This window comes from Lysobacter antibioticus (assembly GCF_001442535.1).
Taxonomy (GTDB): Bacteria; Pseudomonadota; Gammaproteobacteria; order Xanthomonadales; family Xanthomonadaceae; genus Lysobacter; species Lysobacter antibioticus.
Genome location: NZ_CP013141.1, coordinates 1,610,121 through 1,626,077, shown reverse-complemented (window position 1 = coordinate 1,626,077; position 15,957 = coordinate 1,610,121). Strand labels below are relative to the sequence as shown.

12 protein-coding genes are annotated in these 15,957 nt (G+C 66.8%); 8 read left to right on the top strand and 4 right to left on the bottom strand.

What is annotated here, in order from left to right; genetic code table 11:
* Positions 1-23: 23 nt before the first annotated feature.
* The 3 genes from GLA29479_RS06685 to GLA29479_RS06675 all read right to left on the bottom strand — a co-directional run bounded on the left by GLA29479_RS06685 (position 24) and on the right by GLA29479_RS06675 (position 5,666).
* Positions 24-920: an OmpA family protein gene (locus GLA29479_RS06685; RefSeq protein WP_082638349.1), complete on the bottom strand. Its 897-nt coding sequence runs from the start codon at positions 918-920 to the stop codon at positions 24-26.
* 285 nt (positions 921-1,205) lie between these two features.
* Entirely contained in the window at positions 1,206-3,281 is a 2,076-nt protein-coding gene (locus tag GLA29479_RS06680; protein ID WP_169795621.1) for a S8 family serine peptidase, read from the bottom strand.
* A gap of 918 nt (positions 3,282-4,199) precedes the next feature.
* Positions 4,200-5,666 (bottom strand): OmpA family protein, encoded by a 1,467-nt coding sequence (locus tag GLA29479_RS06675; protein WP_057917527.1) that lies wholly within the window; start codon positions 5,664-5,666, stop codon positions 4,200-4,202.
* Between the two features lie 350 nt (positions 5,667-6,016).
* Between GLA29479_RS06675 and rplU the strand changes: the two genes are divergently transcribed.
* The 3 genes from rplU to obgE all read left to right on the top strand — a co-directional run bounded on the left by rplU (position 6,017) and on the right by obgE (position 7,858).
* Positions 6,017-6,337 carry a 50S ribosomal protein L21 gene (gene rplU, locus GLA29479_RS06670; RefSeq protein WP_031371912.1) on the top strand — a complete coding sequence of 107 codons (321 nt, stop codon included), beginning with the start codon at positions 6,017-6,019 and terminating at the stop codon, positions 6,335-6,337.
* Between the two features lie 12 nt (positions 6,338-6,349).
* A complete protein-coding gene (gene rpmA / locus GLA29479_RS06665) occupies positions 6,350-6,610 on the top strand; it encodes a 50S ribosomal protein L27 (RefSeq protein WP_031371911.1) in 261 nt (86 codons plus the stop codon).
* 180 nt (positions 6,611-6,790) lie between these two features.
* Positions 6,791-7,858, top strand: coding sequence for an Obg family GTPase CgtA (gene obgE / locus GLA29479_RS06660; protein ID WP_031371910.1), 1,068 nt, complete (start codon positions 6,791-6,793; stop codon positions 7,856-7,858).
* Between the two features lie 280 nt (positions 7,859-8,138).
* Here obgE and rpsT read toward each other — a convergent pair whose 3' ends face one another.
* Positions 8,139-8,408, bottom strand: a complete 270-nt coding sequence (gene rpsT / locus GLA29479_RS06655) for a 30S ribosomal protein S20 (protein WP_031371909.1) — start codon at positions 8,406-8,408, stop codon at positions 8,139-8,141.
* 127 nt (positions 8,409-8,535) lie between these two features.
* Here rpsT and murJ point away from each other — a divergent pair, with 127 nt between their 5' ends.
* The 5 genes from murJ to ispH all read left to right on the top strand — a co-directional run bounded on the left by murJ (position 8,536) and on the right by ispH (position 15,917).
* Positions 8,536-10,170: a murein biosynthesis integral membrane protein MurJ gene (murJ, locus tag GLA29479_RS06650; protein ID WP_057971141.1), complete on the top strand. Its 1,635-nt coding sequence runs from the start codon at positions 8,536-8,538 to the stop codon at positions 10,168-10,170.
* 185 nt (positions 10,171-10,355) lie between these two features.
* Complete coding sequence (locus GLA29479_RS06645) at positions 10,356-11,363, top strand: bifunctional riboflavin kinase/FAD synthetase (RefSeq protein WP_057971140.1); 1,008 nt, start codon at positions 10,356-10,358, stop codon at positions 11,361-11,363.
* 89 nt (positions 11,364-11,452) lie between these two features.
* Entirely contained in the window at positions 11,453-14,311 is a 2,859-nt protein-coding gene (gene ileS, locus GLA29479_RS06640) for an isoleucine--tRNA ligase (RefSeq protein WP_248842842.1), read from the top strand.
* Between the two features lie 83 nt (positions 14,312-14,394).
* Positions 14,395-14,892: a signal peptidase II gene (gene lspA / locus GLA29479_RS06635; protein ID WP_057971138.1), complete on the top strand. Its 498-nt coding sequence runs from the start codon at positions 14,395-14,397 to the stop codon at positions 14,890-14,892.
* A gap of 74 nt (positions 14,893-14,966) precedes the next feature.
* Positions 14,967-15,917 carry a 4-hydroxy-3-methylbut-2-enyl diphosphate reductase gene (gene ispH, locus GLA29479_RS06630; RefSeq protein WP_057917534.1) on the top strand — a complete coding sequence of 317 codons (951 nt, stop codon included), beginning with the start codon at positions 14,967-14,969 and terminating at the stop codon, positions 15,915-15,917.
* Positions 15,918-15,957 lie beyond the last annotated feature (40 nt).

Genomic DNA, 15,957 nt, shown 5'->3' with positions numbered 1-15,957 from the left:
GCCGGGCGCCCGCGGCCGGTGGATCATTTGACCGGATTGAAACGCAGCGGCGTCGCCGCCGCGCCGGGTTCGCCGCGGGTGTCGAGCGCGCCCGGGTTGGCGCCGGCGACGATCAGCTGGACCTTGACCGCTTCGGCGCGCTGGCGCGACAGGGCTTCGTTGTCGGCCGGCTGGCCGGCGCCGCCGCCGGGTCCGACGATCTCGTAGCGCGCGTCCTTGGGGCCGGCTTGCAGGGCCTTGGCGGCGCGGCTGAGGATGTCGAGGCTGGCCGGCGCGATGCGCGCGCTGCCCTCGTCGAAGCGCAGGTTCATCAGGTTCAGCGCCTTGGCGATCTCGGCGCTGCTGGCCTTGCCGGGTTCGAGTGCGGCCAGGGCCTGCGCGGCTGCGTCGGAGGAGGCGGCCGCGCCGCCGACGCCCTCGAACAGGCCGGCGTAGTTGTAGCCGGGGAACAAGGCCTTGGCTTTCTCGAGCAGGGTCACGCGGTCGGCGTCGGAGGCTTGGCCGCTGAGCTCGATCGTGGTGCCCTGGAAGCTGACCGCGGCGCCGGGCATGGTCAGCGCGGCGGCGAATTGCGGCAGCTTGTCCTGCCACGGGGCCGGCTTGGCGGCCTTGTCGACGTTGAGGCTGCCGCTGATCTGGCCCATGTAGGCCTGGGTCAGGGCGGTGCTCAGCGCCTTGCGGGTGGCTTCGCTGTCGACGGTGCCGTCGTAGCGGATCGCACCGTTGTTGTTGACCAGGCTGAGCTTGGCGTCGAAACGCACGACCGGGGCGGCGACCGGCGCCGGCGTTGCCGCCGTCGCGCTCTCGTCGGCAGGTGGGGATTGCTTGTCGCAGCCGGCCACGCCGGCGATCAGCACGGCCAACAACAGGCCGCTGCGGGCGAGGGCGGGGCGGAATGGGGCGGATGAAGGATGGCGCATGAAGTCTCCGCTGTTCTGGAACCGGGGTTCGTGAGTATGGAGCGCTTGCGCGATGGCTGAAGCGTGCCGGATGTGGCCGGACGACGAGCGACCGCAGGCCGCCTCGACCGGGACGGGGATGGAGTGCCTTGGGCGATCCGAAGCCGTCTGGCGTGTGCGTTCGCTGCGCCGCAACGATGCGACGGCGGCCACGACCGGGACCTCGCGATCGAGTGGGGCCGATGCATCCCCGGAAAAAACGAAGGGCCCAGCGATCCGGGCCCTTCGCGATTGCCTACGCTGCGATCACTTGCTGGAGTTGTACTGGATCTCCACCGGATCCGCGCATTCCTGCGTCTGGTTGTTGCACAGCTTGTAGCTCATGGTGCCGCTGCCGATGATGCGGAAGGTATCGGTGTTGGCGCCGGTGTTGCGCACGGTCTTGAGGATCGCGCCGTTGCGGTAGATGTCGATGTTCTTCTTGCCCTTCTCCCACGACAGGTTGACCGAGGTGCGATGGTTCGGCAGCGCGCTGGCCTTGGCATCGACCCGACGCGGCCAATTGGCGTCGACGAAGCTCGGGTACAGCGACATGCCCGCCGAGGCGCGATAGCCCTTGACGTTGACGTACCACACGCCGCCCTTCGGAGTCGGGAAGAAACAGGTCTCGTTGTTGCTCGCGGTGAACGGACGGCAGTCGTAGGACGTGTTGGTCGGCTCCGCGCCGTACTTGACGTAGATGTCCGAATCGCCGGTGCCGCCGTACATGGCGAACAACAGGTTCGACGCGCCGTTCGGCACCAGCAGCTGGTACTTGATCACGCCGTTCGCCGCGACTTCGATGTTGGTCACGGTGATGCCGTTCTCCAGCTCGATCGGCGGCTCGGGTTCCGGCGCCTGCGGATCCGGCGGCAGCGGCTCGCTGCCGTTGGCCACGGCGACCGCGTGACGCGCGTCGACGATGCCCGAACCGCAGGGGCTGGCCCAGCTGCAGCCGCCCGGCAGACCGCCGACATGAGCGGTGTTGACCAGGATCTTTTCGATCTCGGCCGGCGTCTTCGGCGTGGTCGCCGCGGACTGCATCAGCGCGACCACGCCGGCGACGTGCGGCGCCGCCATCGAGGTGCCGGCCATCCAGGCGTAGCCCGGACCTTCCTGCGCCTGCAGGCCGAGGTTCAGCGTCGACAGGATGTTGTCGGCCGCCGGCTGCGCGCCGGAACCGCCCGGTGCGGCGACGTCGATCTTCGGGCCGAAGTTGGAGTAGCTGGCCAGGGTGCCGGTCGGGCCGACCGCGGACACGGCGACGACGTTGTCGCAGTTGGCGGGCGAGAAGTTGACCACGTCGCCGCCCGAGTTGCCGGCGGCGATGACGACGGTGGTGCCGCGTGCGCGCGCTGCGTCGAACGCGGTCTGTTCGGCCACGCTGCAGGCGCCGCTGCCGCCGAGGCTGAGGTTGATGACTTCGGCCGGGGTCGCGTTGTCCGGCACGCCGGCGACGCTGCCGCCCGAGGCCCAGGTCACGGCATCGATGATGTCGGAGGTGTAGCCGCCGCATTTGCCGAGCACGCGCACCGGTTGGACCTTGGCGCCATGCGCCACGCCGGCGACGCCGCTGGCGTTGTTGGTCGCCGCGGCGATGGTGCCGGCGACGTGGGTGCCGTGCCAGCTGCTGTCTTCCGGGATGCCGAAGATGTTGCACTCGCCGGCGTGCCAGTCGCCCGGATCGTTCGGATTGGCGTCGCGGCCGTCGCCATCGACGCTGACTTCCTGGTCGATGATGAAGTCGTAGCCCGGCAGGATGTTGGCGTCGAGATCGGTGTGCGGGGTGATGCCGGTGTCGAGCACCGCGACTACGATGCCGTCGCCGTCGGTGATGTCCCAGGCCGGTTCGAGGTTGATGCCGCCCGGGCCGTTCTTGTAGTGCCACTGCTGCGCGTAGCCCGGATCGTTCGGGACCATCGTTTTTTGCTTGAGCAGATCGGGTTCGACCGCGATCACGCTCGGGTCCTTCATCAGCTCGATCGCCAGCTCCTTCATGGCAGCGGTATTGAGCTTGGTGTCGGTGCGGATCAGGCTGGCGCCGGTGGCCAGGGTGCGCATCGGGGCGATGCCGATGCCGAGCTTGCTGGCGGCGTTGGCGTACTGCTTATTGACCGCGGCAGCGCTGAGCTTGGCGTTCGCGCCGGGCGCGCGGGTGACGATGAAGCGGTCGTAGGTCTGGGCGGCGGCCTTCTTCACTGCTTTGGCCGAGGTCGTCGCTTTCGGTCCCTGCAACTTCGAGAACGTCTGCAGCTTGCTGCCCGAATAGGCAGCCGGAGCGACGAGTACGGCGGTCGCGATAGCCAGTGCGGTCCATTTCAATGAACGTTCTTTACGATTCATGACAAACATCCTTGATCCTTTCGTTGCGCATGATCCCCTTCGCATCCCCTGTCGAGCGTCGGGCCTTGGTCCGCGGAGGCGGTGCCGCACCCTCCGAGGTACTTCCTTGGGCAGCCGGCCGGCGTCCATCCAGGAGCGGGGCGGGCTGCGGGATTGCTGACGAAGACGCATTCGTCTGCCTGCACGCGCGCAAGGCGGCGTAAGTGGGTGGGAAAATGCGTCTGTTGCGCAGGAGCGAAGCCCCAGCGCTGGAAACCGGTATGGCGGACGACTGCGAACGGCATGCACGGGATACTGGAATTCAACGCGACGGCATCATCGTGGCGCGTCTGCGTCGCAGAGGCTGCGCTACGAAGTGCTGTTCCTTGTCGCGCGACCCCAACCTGTCGCTCGGGATCGAAGCTAATTGAGGCCGGTGGGTGCGTGCAAGTGTCGTTTACGCCGTGATGACCGCATGAATGCGACTGTGCTCACAGACGGCGCCGTTGCGCGCGCACGGCGCGATCGTGAGGGCGATCCGTTCGCTCGGGAAATCAAGGGTTTTTTTGCGATAAACGGATGCGCACGCGCGCTTGCGCGCATTTTCGCTTCGAGCAAAATTTCTTTCGGAACTGTGAACTACGTCGGTCTCTTTGCGTCGCGATGCCGTGTTTTTTCTTGATCGGATGCGCGGTTCTTCAAGCGGCGTGCGACGCGGCGTGAAGGTGCGTCGCGAAGCTCGCCGGCGAAGGCGCGCCATCGGTGCGCGATGCGCCGAAGCGATGCGCGCCTCGCGCGTCGCGTGTTGCCGCGATCGCTTGCGGCCGCTCCGATCTCGCAAGCACGCAACATCGCACTTCGCACTTCGCACTTCGCACTTCGGCCGATAAACAAAGGGCGCCGAAGCGCCCTTTGTTTTGATGCTCGATCGTTCGAGGCTTACTTGAGTACGGTGAACTCCATGCGACGGTTCTGCGCCTTGCCTTCTTCGCTGGCGTTGTCGGCGATCGGCTTGTCCTGACCATAGCCCTTGCCGACCAGTTGTTCGCCCGGCACGCCGAGTTCGACCAGCTTGGCGGTGACGGCGTTGGCGCGATCGAGCGAGAGCTGCAGGTTCGCGGCGGCGTCGCCGGTGTTGTCGGTGTGGCCGCCGACTTCGATGCGGGTGCCGGCCGGAGCGGCCTTGATCGCCTCGGCCGCCTTGCTGAGCGTCTCGTAGCTGTCGCGGGTGATCGTGGCCGAACCGGTGTCGAAGTTGATGCCCGACAGGTTCAGCGCCTTGATCAGATCGTCAGCGCTGAAGCCGGCCTTGAGCGAGGACAGCGCTGCCATCGCCTTGTCCCACAGGCCGCTGATCTCGAAGCCGCCGAAACCGCTGCGCAGCTTCTGCGACAGCGCAAAACGCTCCGCTTCGGGCAAGGCCGAGGTGTCGATGGCGATCTTGTCGCCGTCGAAGCCGAGCTTGACGCCGCGGGCCTTCAGGTCCGGCAGCAGGGCGATCAGCTTGTCCATCCAGCCGGCCGGAGCGGTCGTAGCGTCGACGCTGATGTCGCCGTTGACGTTGTCCGCGCCGAAGGTGGCCTTGATCGCATCGAGCAGCTTGGTCTTCTCGGCGTCGCTGGCGACCTGGCCGCTGACGGTCGCCTTGCCGTCGACGTTCTCGAAGCTGAAACGCGGGTTGGCCTGAGCGGCCGGCGCGGCGATCGGCGCGGTCGTGGAGACCGAGCTGTCGGTGCCGGACGCGGCGACGGCGGCTTCGTCCTTCTTGCAACCCTTGAACAGCAGGAAGGCGGCGATCAGCAAGGCGCCGAGCAGCAGCCAGGGCAGGATCTTGCCGAGACCGTTGCCGGTTTTCCTGGCGGCGTAGGCCGCGGCGTCGACGGTAGCGTCGGCGGCGTGGCCGACCGCACGCGCGCCGCCGGCCACGGCGCCGCCCACCGCAGCGGCGCCGGCCGCCAGTGCGCCCCAACCGAAGCGGCCGAGGTCGCCGAGCCAGTCGGCGATGCCCGCGACCCAGGACTTCAGGGTTTCGGGGATGCCGGTCGGCTCCTTGCCGCCCTCGGTCAGCTCGTTGATCAGGTTCGGCAGCAGGCCGCCGATGGCGCCGGCGGTGGCCGAGACCGGGGCGCCGAGCTTGCCGGCGATCGCGCCGATCAGCGGCGCGCCGAAGATGTGATCGACCTGGGCGGCGCTGATCGATTCGTTCGGGCCGGTGCCGACCCAGGACTGGATCAAACGCCCCAGGCCCTTCTGCTCGAACAAGCGGACGAAGCCGGCGAAGCCGCCGCGTTTCTCGTCGAAGATCAGGGCGATCAGGACGCCGACCAGCTGGCGGGCCTTGTCGTTAGTCAGGCCGAAGCGGCCGGAGACGTCGCTGATGAGGTTGTCTAGCAGGTCGATGCGCATTGTGCTTTCCATGATTGTGTGATGCGCATCACGAAAAATGGACGCGCACCGCCGATTTATCATGTTCCCGCCAGGATTTGCATGGTCGGATCGCCTTTTTTTGCGCCCAGCCGCGGCCTGGCGGACGGACGGCATCCGTACGGCTACGAACGGGCACGAGTGGTCAAGAAAGCACATTGAAAGCACATTTGAAGGCACATTCAGGTGGGCAGTGGCCCGGGGCCAGGCCGGGTCTTGCGCGGCAAAGCTGGGGCCATTTGACCCTAAGCCCTTGGCCCCGCTACAATTCCGCTTCTGTCCGCCCGCTTGGGCGCGGCAGCGACCAAAATAACTACAGAGGAATCCTGGTCATGTACGCAGTTCTCGTCACCGGCGGTAAGCAATACCGCGTGATGCAAGGCGAAAAGCTCCGCGTCGAATTGCTCGACGTCGAAGCCGGCAGCGAAATCAAGTTCGACACCGTGCTGATGCTCGGCAACGGTGAAGGCGTCACGCTCGGCGACGCGCTCAAGGGCGCCAGCGTCACCGCTAAGGTCGTCGGCCACGGCCGCGCCGACAAGGTGCGCATCGTCAAGTTCCGCCGTCGTAAGCACCATCGCAAGCAGATGGGCCACCGTCAGCACTACACCGAAATCGAGATCACCGGCATTGCCGGTGGCGACAACAAGTAAGGAGAAGCCGCCATGGCACATAAAAAGGGCGTAGGTTCCACCCGCAACGGCCGCGACTCCAACCCGAAGTACTTGGGCGTGAAGATCTACGGCGGTCAGGCCATCGAAGCCGGCAACATCATCGTGCGTCAGCGCGGCACCCAGTTCCATCCGGGCGCCGGCGTCGGCCTCGGCCGCGACCACACGCTGTTCGCGCTGGTCGACGGCAAGGTCGAGTTTTCGACCAAGGGCCTGAAGAAGCGTCGCACCGTCAGTGTCGTCGCCGCCGAGTAATTCTGGCGCGACGTACTGCGAGGAGCCCCGCTTCGGCGGGGTTTTTCGTTTACGGGCCGGGAATCGGGAATAAGGATTCGCAGGAGCGAAAGCCCCGCGCACCCGCTCCCGTTACAATCCCGGACATACCCGCTGTTGTCTTTACGATTCTCGATTCCCCATTCTCAATTCCCGGCTCCCATGAAACTCGTAGACGAAGCAGAAATCAAAGTCATCGCCGGCAACGGCGGCAACGGCTGCATCGGCTTCCGTCGCGAGAAGTTCATTCCGCTCGGCGGGCCGGACGGCGGCGACGGCGGTGCCGGCGGCAGCGTGTGGCTGGTGGCGAACGAGAACGTCAATACGCTGGTCGATTTCCGTCATCAGAAGCAGTTCCGCGCCCAGCGGGGCGAGAACGGCATGGGGCGGCAGGCCTACGGCAAGGGCGGCGACGACCTGGTCATCGTGGTGCCGGTCGGGACCGTGGTCACCAATGTCGAAACCGACGAGATCATCGGCGACCTGGTCGCGCACGGCGATCGTCTGCTGGTAGCGCACGGCGGCAAGGGCGGCCTGGGCAACATGCATTTCAAGAGCTCGATCAACCGCACTCCGCGCAAGGCCCTGCCGGGTCTGCCGGGTGAGGAGCGCGAGCTCAAGTTGGAGCTGAAGCTGCTGGCCGACGTCGGCCTGCTCGGTTTCCCTAACGCCGGCAAGAGCACCCTGATCCGTGCGGTCTCGGCGGCGACGCCGAAGGTCGCCGACTATCCCTTCACTACCTTGTATCCGAACCTGGGCGTGGTCAGTGTCGAGGCGCATCGCAGCTTCGTGATCGCCGACATCCCGGGCCTGATCGAGGGTGCGGCGGACGGCGCCGGCCTGGGTGCGCAGTTCTTGCGCCATCTGCAGCGCACGCGCCTGTTGCTGCATCTGGTCGATGTCGCGCCGATGGAGGGCGGTGTCGAGGGCGTGACCCCGGCCGAGCAGGTGCGCGCGATCGAAAACGAGCTGCGCAAGCACGATCCCGAATTGCTCGAGAAGCCGCGTTGGCTGGTGCTCAACAAGGCCGATCTGCTGCTCGAAGAAGAGCAGCAGGCGGCGGCGCAGGCGGTCATCGACGAGCTGGGCTGGAAGGATCGCTGGTATCTGGTCTCGGCGATCGGCCGCGAAGGCACCTGGCCGATCATGCGCGACGTGATGGCGTTCTTCGACCGTCAGCGTGCCGACGCCCTGGAAGCTGCGAGCGCCGCCGGCGACCATGTTCCCTGAGCCGCAGGCTCGCCGGAACCCGAATCGATCCAGGCTGCGGCGCGCGATGCGTCGAGGCCTTGCCGTGGGCGGCGGTGCTGCGCAGGCGCTGAGTCCGGCGCATTCGGGCGCGGGCGTCGCCGTGCGCATGTGCGACTTCAAATTCGCTTCACCGATGGCGCCGATGATGCGTGCGGTGTACAGCGCGAAGAACTCCGCCGGCATGCCCCTCGCTGGCTCGGCCGCAAAACGAAAAAACCCGGCCGAAGCCGGGTTTTTGCGTCACGTCGCGAGCGACGTATCAGGCGGCTGCCAGTGCCTTGATGCGGGCCGACAGGCGGCTCTTGTGACGGGCAGCTTTGTTCTTGTGAATCAGGCCACGGGCGCTGAAACGGTCGAGGATCGGCTGAGCGACGTCGAACGCGGACTTGGCACTGGCGGCGTCGTTCTCGCCGAGGGCCTTCAGCACCTTCTTGACGGCGGTACGCAGCATCGAACGCTGGCTGGCGTTACGGGCGTTACGCACGACAGTCTGCTTGGCGCGCTTCTTGGCGGACTTGATGTTTGCCACGAGTGGATTCCTGGAATATTTGGTGAAAAGCGTTAATGAAACTGGGCGGTGAAATGCAGTTACGGAAAATCAGACCCAAAAGTATGGGCGATTCAGTGGGTTGCGTCAACTGGAAGAGGGCGCGGCGATGAGCAAGGGTAGCGGCTTGCTGCGTTCTTCGGCCATTTTCAGCGCGATGACCTTCATTTCGCGGGTTTCCGGCCTGATCCGGGACCAGGTCTATGCGGTGGTTTTCGGGGCCAGCCCGGCCATGGACGCGTTCTTCGTGGCCTTCCGGATTCCCAATTTCATGCGCCGGCTGTCGGCCGAGGGCTCGTTTTCGATGGCCTTCGTGCCGGTCCTGGCCGAATACAAGCAAAAACACGACCAGGCCGCGGTCAAGGAGCTGATCGACCGGGTCAGCGGCACCCTCAGCGCCTTCCTGCTGGTCCTGACCGCGGTGGTGATCTTCGCCGCGCCCTGGGTCATGGCGCTGTTCGCCCCGGGTTTCGAGCCCGGCAGCGAGCAGTACCGGATGGCGACCCAGATGCTGCAGATCACCTTCCCGTACGCCTTGTTCATCTCCCTGGCCTCGCTGGTCGGCGGGGTGTTGAACAGCTACGAGAAGTTCGCCATCCCGGCCTTGTCGCCGGTCTTGCTGAACGTGTCGATGATCGCCGCGGCGGTCTGCGCCGAACGGGTGTTCAGCCCGATGGGCTTGAACCCGGTGCTGGCCCTGGCCTGGGGCGTGCTGCTCGCCGGCGTACTGCAGTTGGGCTTCCAGTTGCCGGCGCTGGCCAAGCTGGGGTTGCTGCCGCGGCCGCGCTGGGGCGGGGCGCACGAAGGCGTGCGCAAGATCATGCGGCTGATGGTGCCGACCCTATTCGGCTCGTCGGTGGCCCAGGTCAACCTGTTGCTGAACACCGCGATGGCGTCGTTCCTGATCGCCGGCAGCGTGACCTGGCTGTACCTGACCGACCGCCTGCTCGAGTTCCCGCTCGGAATGTTCGGCGTCGCCATCGGCACGGTGATCCTGCCGCATCTGTCCAAGCGCCATGCCGCGACCGACCCGCAAGGCTTCTCGAAAGGCCTGGACTGGGGCTTCCGCCTGTGTCTGCTGATCGGTGTGCCGGCCTGCCTCGGGCTGGTCTTGTGCGCCGAGCCCCTGGTTGCCTCGTTGTTCCAGTACGGCCGCCTGACCGCCCACGACACCGCGATGATCCGCCTGAGCCTGATGGCGCAGTCGATCGCGGTGCCCGCCTTCCTGCTGGTGAAAGTGCTGGCACCGGCGTTCTACTCGCGCCAGGACACCAAGACCCCGGTCAAGTCGGCGGTGGTATCGGTGATCGTCAACCTGGTCTCGACCGCGAGCCTGTTGCTGGCGGTGCTGTACCTGACCGAAGCCGGTCGCGCCGCCCTGCACAGCAGTGGCGGCGACCTGCGCCAGGCACTCGGCGAAGTGCCTGGCGCGCATGCCTGCCTGGCCCTGGCGATCGCCATCGCCGGCTGGGTCAATGCCCTGCAACTGGCCTGGTACCTGCGCCGTTCGAAGGTCTATGCACGCCAGCCGGGCTGGGGCCGTTTCCTGCGCCAGATCGCGGTCGCCAGCGTGGCCATGACAGTCGTGGTGCTGGGGCTGTTGTGGTTCTGGACCGGCTGGACCGGATGGCCGTGGTGGGAGCGCGCCTGGAAGCTCGGGATCGTGGTCGGCGCCGGCGGCGCGTTCTACGGCGCCGCGTTGTGGCTGCAGGGCATCCGCATGCGCGATCTGCGCGGGCATTGAGCGCGCTTGGCCAAGGCCGGCATCGTGAATCGCCCGCCGCCGCGGCCGGGGCCGCTTTCAGCGGCCCCGTTGATATTGGCGGCCGTGTTCAGCGGCACCGTTGAGAGCGGCGGGCGGCGGCTATACTTCCTGATTCATCCTTCAAGCAACGTCCCGGTTCGTCCGGGTCCCCACGCCGGACACTAATGAGCAGGCTGTTTCGTGACGTCGAGGGCGGGCCGCGGTGCCCGCACGGCAGTGTGGTCTGCATCGGCGCCTTCGATGGCCTGCACCTTGGGCATCGGGCGTTGGTGCGCCACACGGTTTCGCGTGCGCGCGCCTTGGGCGTAGAGGCGGTCGCGCTGAGTTTCGAGCCGCTGCCGCGCGAGTTCTTCGCGCCGGCCGCGCCGCCGCCGCGGCTGTTGTTGCCGCGGGCCAAGGCCGAAGGCCTGCTCGCGCTGGAGGCCGACCAGGTCGGCTTGCTGCGTTTCAACGGCCGTCTCAGCGCCTTGAGCGCCGAGGAGTTCGTGCGCCGGGTGCTGGTCCAGCGCCTGTCCGCGCGCGAAGTCTGGGTCGGCCCGGAGTTCCGGTTCGGCAAGGCGCGCGGCGGCGACATCGCCCTGTTGCGGCGCATGGGCGAGGAGGGCCAGGCCGAGGGCCAGGGCTTCAGCGCGCATGAGATCGAACCGGTACTGCTCGACGGCGAGCGCGTATCCAGCACGCGCATCCGCGAGGCGCTGTTGGCGGGCGATTTCGCCACCGCCGCGCGCTGGCTCGGGCGCCGCTATGCGATCGGCGGCCACGTCGTGCGCGGCCGGCAACTCGGCCGTACGCTCGGCTTTCCCACCGCCAACCTGCGCTTCGGCGGCAAGACCCCGGCTTTGTCGGGGATCTATGCGACCTGGGTCCACGGCGTCGGCGACCGTCCCTGGCCGTCGGTGTCCAGCCTGGGCACGCGGCCGACCGTGGCCGGGGTCGAGCCCTTGCTCGAAGCGCATCTGTTCGACTTCGACGGCGACCTGTACGGTCGTCGCATCGAGGTCGAATTCGTCGCCCACCTGCGTCCCGAATTGAAATTCCCCGACTTGCCGGCGCTGACCGAGCAAATGCACCGCGATGCCGAACAGGCGCGCGGTCTGCTGCGACTGGACTCGCAACGCGCCGCCGCGCCGTTGCCGGCTCCGCTTGCGGCAGCGACCCAAACACCTGCATGAGAGCTGCTGTGACCGCCAAAGACCCGAGCCAATCCGCTCCCGCCAATCCCTACAAGAGCACCTTGTTGCTGCCGGCGACCGATTTCCCGATGCGCGGCGATCTGCCCAAGCGCGAACCGGAAACCCTGGCGCGCTGGGAAAGCGAAGGCTTGTACGGGCGAATTCGCGAGAAGGTGAAGGACCGCGAGCGCAGCTTCGTGCTGCACGACGGCCCGCCCTATGCGAACGGCGAGATCCACATCGGTCACGCGGTCAACAAGGTGCTCAAGGACGTGGTGGTGAAGTCCAAGCTGCTGTCCGGCTTCGACGCGCCCTACGTGCCGGGCTGGGATTGCCACGGCCTGCCGATCGAGCACAAGGTCGAGAAGGAATTCGGCAAGGTCGGCGACAAGCTCGACGCCGCCGAATTCCGCGCCAAGTGCCGCGAATACGCCGCCACCCAGATCGACCTGCAACGCCGCGGCTTCAAGCGCCTGGGCGTGATCGGCGATTGGGACAACCCCTACCGCACCATGGATTTCCGCTACGAGGCGGACATCATCCGTTCGCTCGCCAAGATCGTCGAGCGCGGTCATCTGGTGCGCGGCTCTAAGCCGGTGCATTGGTGCTTCGACTGCGGCTCGGCCCTGGCCGAGGCCGAAATCGAGTATCAGGACAAAGAATCGACCCAGATCTACGTGCGTTATCCGGTGATCGAGCGCAAGAAGGTGTTCGACACCTTCGGCATCGAGGACGACGGCGCGCCGCTGTCGGTGCCGATCTGGACGACCACGCCGTGGACGCTGCCGGCCAGCCTGGCGGTGTCGATGGGGCCGCAGGTCGAGTATTCGCTGGTGCGGGTCGAGCCTAGCGAAGAATCGCTGTTCAAGGAGCCGGGTCAGCGCCCGGAATACCTGCTGGTCGCCAGCGAACTGATCGGCGGCGTGCTCGCCGCGATCACCGCCGCCGATGCGCTCAAGCAAGGGCACAGCGTGGAAAGCCGCGACTGGTCCTCGCACAAGGGCGAGGCCTTCGAGGGCCTGCGCCTGCAGCACCCGTTCTACAACGACCGCGAAATCCCGGTGCTGCTCGGCGACCACGTCACCGTCGAGGCCGGTACCGGTGCGGTGCACACCGCGCCCGGCCACGGCCAGGAGGACTATGCGGTTTCGCTCAAGTACGGCCTGATCGAGCGTTACAGCGCCGCGCAGATCAATCCGGTCGACGCGCGCGGCCGTTACCTGCCGTCGACGCCGCCGGCGGGCTCGCACGAACTGGCCGGGCAGCACATCTTCAAGATCGATGCGCTATTGCTGGAGGTGCTGCGCGAGCGCGGCGCCTTGCTCGCTACCGGCCGCCTCAAGCACAGCTATCCGCATTGCTGGCGCCACAAGACGCCGGTGGTGTTCCGCGCCACGCCGCAATGGTTCATCTCGATGGAGCAGGCCGGGCTGCGCCGCGACGCGCTCGCCGCGATCGGCGGCGTGTCCTGGGTGCCGGGCTGGGGCGAGGCGCGCATCTACAACATGATCGAGGCGCGTCCGGACTGGACCATCTCGCGCCAGCGCTACTGGGGCGTGCCGATCGCGCTGTTCTTCAGTCGCGAAACCGGTGAGCCGCATCCGCGCACGGTCGAAGTGATGCACCAGGTCGCCGACCGGGTCGAGCGCGAAGGCGTCGACGCCTGGTATTCGATGACCGCCGAAGAGCTGCTCGGCGACGAGGCCGAGGGCTACGAGAAGGTCAACGACATTCTCGACGTCTGGTTCGACTCGGGCACCAGCCACGAATGCGTGCTCGCACAGCGGCCGCAGGACGGGCTGCGCAAGCCGGCCGATCTGTATCTGGAAGGCTCCGACCAGCACCGCGGTTGGTTCCACAGCGCGCTGCTCAGCGGCGTGGCGATGGACGCGGTGGCGCCGTACCGGCAGGTGTTGACGCACGGTTTCACCGTCGACGCCGAAGGCAAGAAGATGTCGAAGTCGATGCAGAACGCGCTCGCGCCGGAGAAGGTCACCGACGCGATGGGCGCCGACGTGCTGCGCCTGTGGGTGGCCTCGACCGATTTCCGCAACGAGATGACGGTGTCCGACGCCATCCTCAAGCAGAACGGCGACGTCTACCGGCGCATCCGCAACACCGCGCGCTTCCTGCTCGGCAACCTGGCCGGCTTCGATCCCGGCCAGCACTTGGTCGCGCTCGCCGACATGGTCGCGCTGGACCGCTGGATCGTGCATCGCGCCGCCGAACTGCAGGACCGCATCGCCTCGGCCTACGAGCGCTACGACTTCGCCGAGATCGTGCAACTGCTGTCGAACTTCTGCAGCGTCGACCTGGGCTCGCTGTACCTCGACGTGACCAAGGACCGCCTGTACACGATGCAGGAGGATTCGCGCGGCCGCCGTTCGGCGCAGAGCGCGATGTACCGCATCTGCGAAGCCTTCGTGCGCTGGATCGCGCCGATCCTGGCGTTCACGGCCGACGAGATGTGGCGCCATCTGCCGGCGCAGACCGAACGCGGCGCACGCGAAGACAACGTCCTGTTCACCACCTGGTACGACGGCCTGGCCCTGTTGCCGGCCGACGCGGCCTTGTCGAACGAAGAGTTCGAGCGCTTGCTCGCGCTGCGCGACAGCGTCGCCAAGACCCTGGAGCCGATGCGTGCTGCGGGCCAGATCGGCGCTGCGCTCGAGGCCGAAATCTCGCTGCGCTGCGGCGTGTCCGACCAGAACTGGCTGGCGCCGTTGGCCGAGGAACTGCGTTTCCTGTTCATCAGCGGCGATGTCGAAGTGGTCGCCGACGACGGCATCAAGGACATCGCCGTGCTCGCCGTACCGACCGCCAAGAGCAAGTGCGTGCGTTGCTGGCATTACCGCGCCGACGTAGGCGCCGTCGCCGAGCATCCCGAGCTCTGCGGCCGCTGCGTCGACAACGTGGCGGGCGAGGGCGAGGACCGGCACTGGTTCTGACTGCAACACGGCCGCGCGGCGAGGCATCGCGCGCGGCCGCTTCAATCCACCGGTTTCGCACCGATCCGTAGAACCGAAGGCTTATGACCGATACCCCCCGCAAGAACGCATTGCCCTGGCTGATCGTCTCGATCGTCGTGATCGTGCTCGACCAGCTCAGCAAGGCCTGGGTGCTGAGTTCCTTGCCCGAGTACACCGCGGTGCCGGTCATCGACGGTTTCTGGAACTGGTACCGCAGCTACAACACCGGCGCGGCCTTCAGCTTCCTCAGCGACGCCGGCGGCTGGCAGAAGTATTTCTTCGCGATCCTCGCCGTCGGTATCAGCGGCTTGCTCGGGTACTGGCTGTCGCGGACCTCGCGCGGCGACTGGAAGACCGCGCTGCCGTACGCCCTGGTGATCGGCGGCGCGATCGGCAACGTCATCGACCGCATGCTGCACGGCCATGTCGTCGACTTCATCCAGTGGTACTGGCGCGACTACCATTGGCCCTCGTTCAACATCGCCGACTCGGCCATCGTCGCCGGGGCGATCGGGATCGCGGTCTATGGTTTGTTCAGCAAACCCGGGAACGAGAAGTGAGCGGGAGCGCTTTTGCTCACTCCTCGCTACTCCTGGCTCACTCCTAGCTCCTTAGCCAGGAGTACAATGCCCCCATGGACGTCATCCTCGCCAACCCCCGTGGCTTCTGTGCCGGCGTCGACCGCGCGATCGAGATCGTCAAGCGCGCCATCGAGACGCTCGGCGCGCCGATCTACGTGCGTCACGAAGTCGTGCACAACCGCTTCGTCGTCGACGACCTCAAACACCGCGGCGCGGTCTTCGTCGAAGAACTCGACGAAGTGCCCGACGGCGCGACGGTGATCTTCAGCGCCCACGGCGTGTCCAAGGCCGTGCGCGAGGAAGCAGATCGTCGCGGCCTCAAGGTCTTCGATGCGACCTGTCCTCTGGTGACCAAGGTCCACCTCGAAGTCTCGCGCCACTGCCGCGCCGGCCGCGACGTGATCCTGATCGGCCACGAAGGCCATCCGGAAGTCGAAGGCACGATGGGTCAGTGGCGGCGCGAAGCCGGTTCCGGCCGGATCTACCTGGTCGAGGACATCGACGACGTCGCCGCGCTCGAAGTCGACCAACCCGAAAACCTGGCCTACACCACCCAGACCACCTTGTCGGTCGACGACACCCGCGCGGTCATCGAGGCCATGCGGGCGAAGTACCCGGCGATCCAGGGCCCGCGCCACGACGACATCTGCTATGCCACCCAGAACCGCCAGGACGCCGTCCGCGCGCTGGCTGCGCGTTGCGACCTGGTGCTGGTGGTCGGTTCGCCGAACAGCTCCAACTCCAATCGCCTGCGCGAGTTGTCCGAGCGCGAGGGCGTCGAGGCCCACCTGATCGACGGCGCGATCGAGATCGACCCGAACTGGGTGCGCGGCCGCAAGCACATCGGCATCACCGCCGGCGCTTCCGCTCCCGAGGTGCTGGTGCGCGGCGTGATCGAACGCCTGCGCGAACTCGGCGCCGAGCGCGTCAACGAACTGGAAGGCGAGCCCGAGAACATGGTCTTCGCCCTGCCCAAAGAACTGCGCCTGCAATTGGTGAGTTGAGGGCTCGGCCTAGCGCTCGGGCGCTCGAGTGGTTGTCTGT

Bases quoted from the DNA above. Each gene is read 5' to 3' on its own strand.
- ileS (WP_248842842.1), top strand. From the start codon at position 11,453: ATGCGCGGCGATCTGCCCAAGCGCGAACCGGAAACCCTGGCGCGCTGG.
- GLA29479_RS06680 (WP_169795621.1), bottom strand. From the start codon at position 3,281: ATGAATCGTAAAGAACGTTCATTGAAATGGACCGCACTGGCTATCGCG.
- GLA29479_RS06645 (WP_057971140.1), top strand. From the start codon at position 10,356: ATGAGCAGGCTGTTTCGTGACGTCGAGGGCGGGCCGCGGTGCCCGCAC.
- lspA (WP_057971138.1), top strand. From the start codon at position 14,395: ATGACCGATACCCCCCGCAAGAACGCATTGCCCTGGCTGATCGTCTCG.
- obgE (WP_031371910.1), top strand. From the start codon at position 6,791: ATGAAACTCGTAGACGAAGCAGAAATCAAAGTCATCGCCGGCAACGGC.
- GLA29479_RS06685 (WP_082638349.1), bottom strand. From the start codon at position 920: ATGCGCCATCCTTCATCCGCCCCATTCCGCCCCGCCCTCGCCCGCAGC.
- rplU (WP_031371912.1), top strand. From the start codon at position 6,017: ATGTACGCAGTTCTCGTCACCGGCGGTAAGCAATACCGCGTGATGCAA.
- ispH (WP_057917534.1), top strand. From the start codon at position 14,967: ATGGACGTCATCCTCGCCAACCCCCGTGGCTTCTGTGCCGGCGTCGAC.
- GLA29479_RS06675 (WP_057917527.1), bottom strand. From the start codon at position 5,666: ATGCGCATCGACCTGCTAGACAACCTCATCAGCGACGTCTCCGGCCGC.
- rpmA (WP_031371911.1), top strand. From the start codon at position 6,350: ATGGCACATAAAAAGGGCGTAGGTTCCACCCGCAACGGCCGCGACTCC.
- murJ (WP_057971141.1), top strand. From the start codon at position 8,536: ATGAGCAAGGGTAGCGGCTTGCTGCGTTCTTCGGCCATTTTCAGCGCG.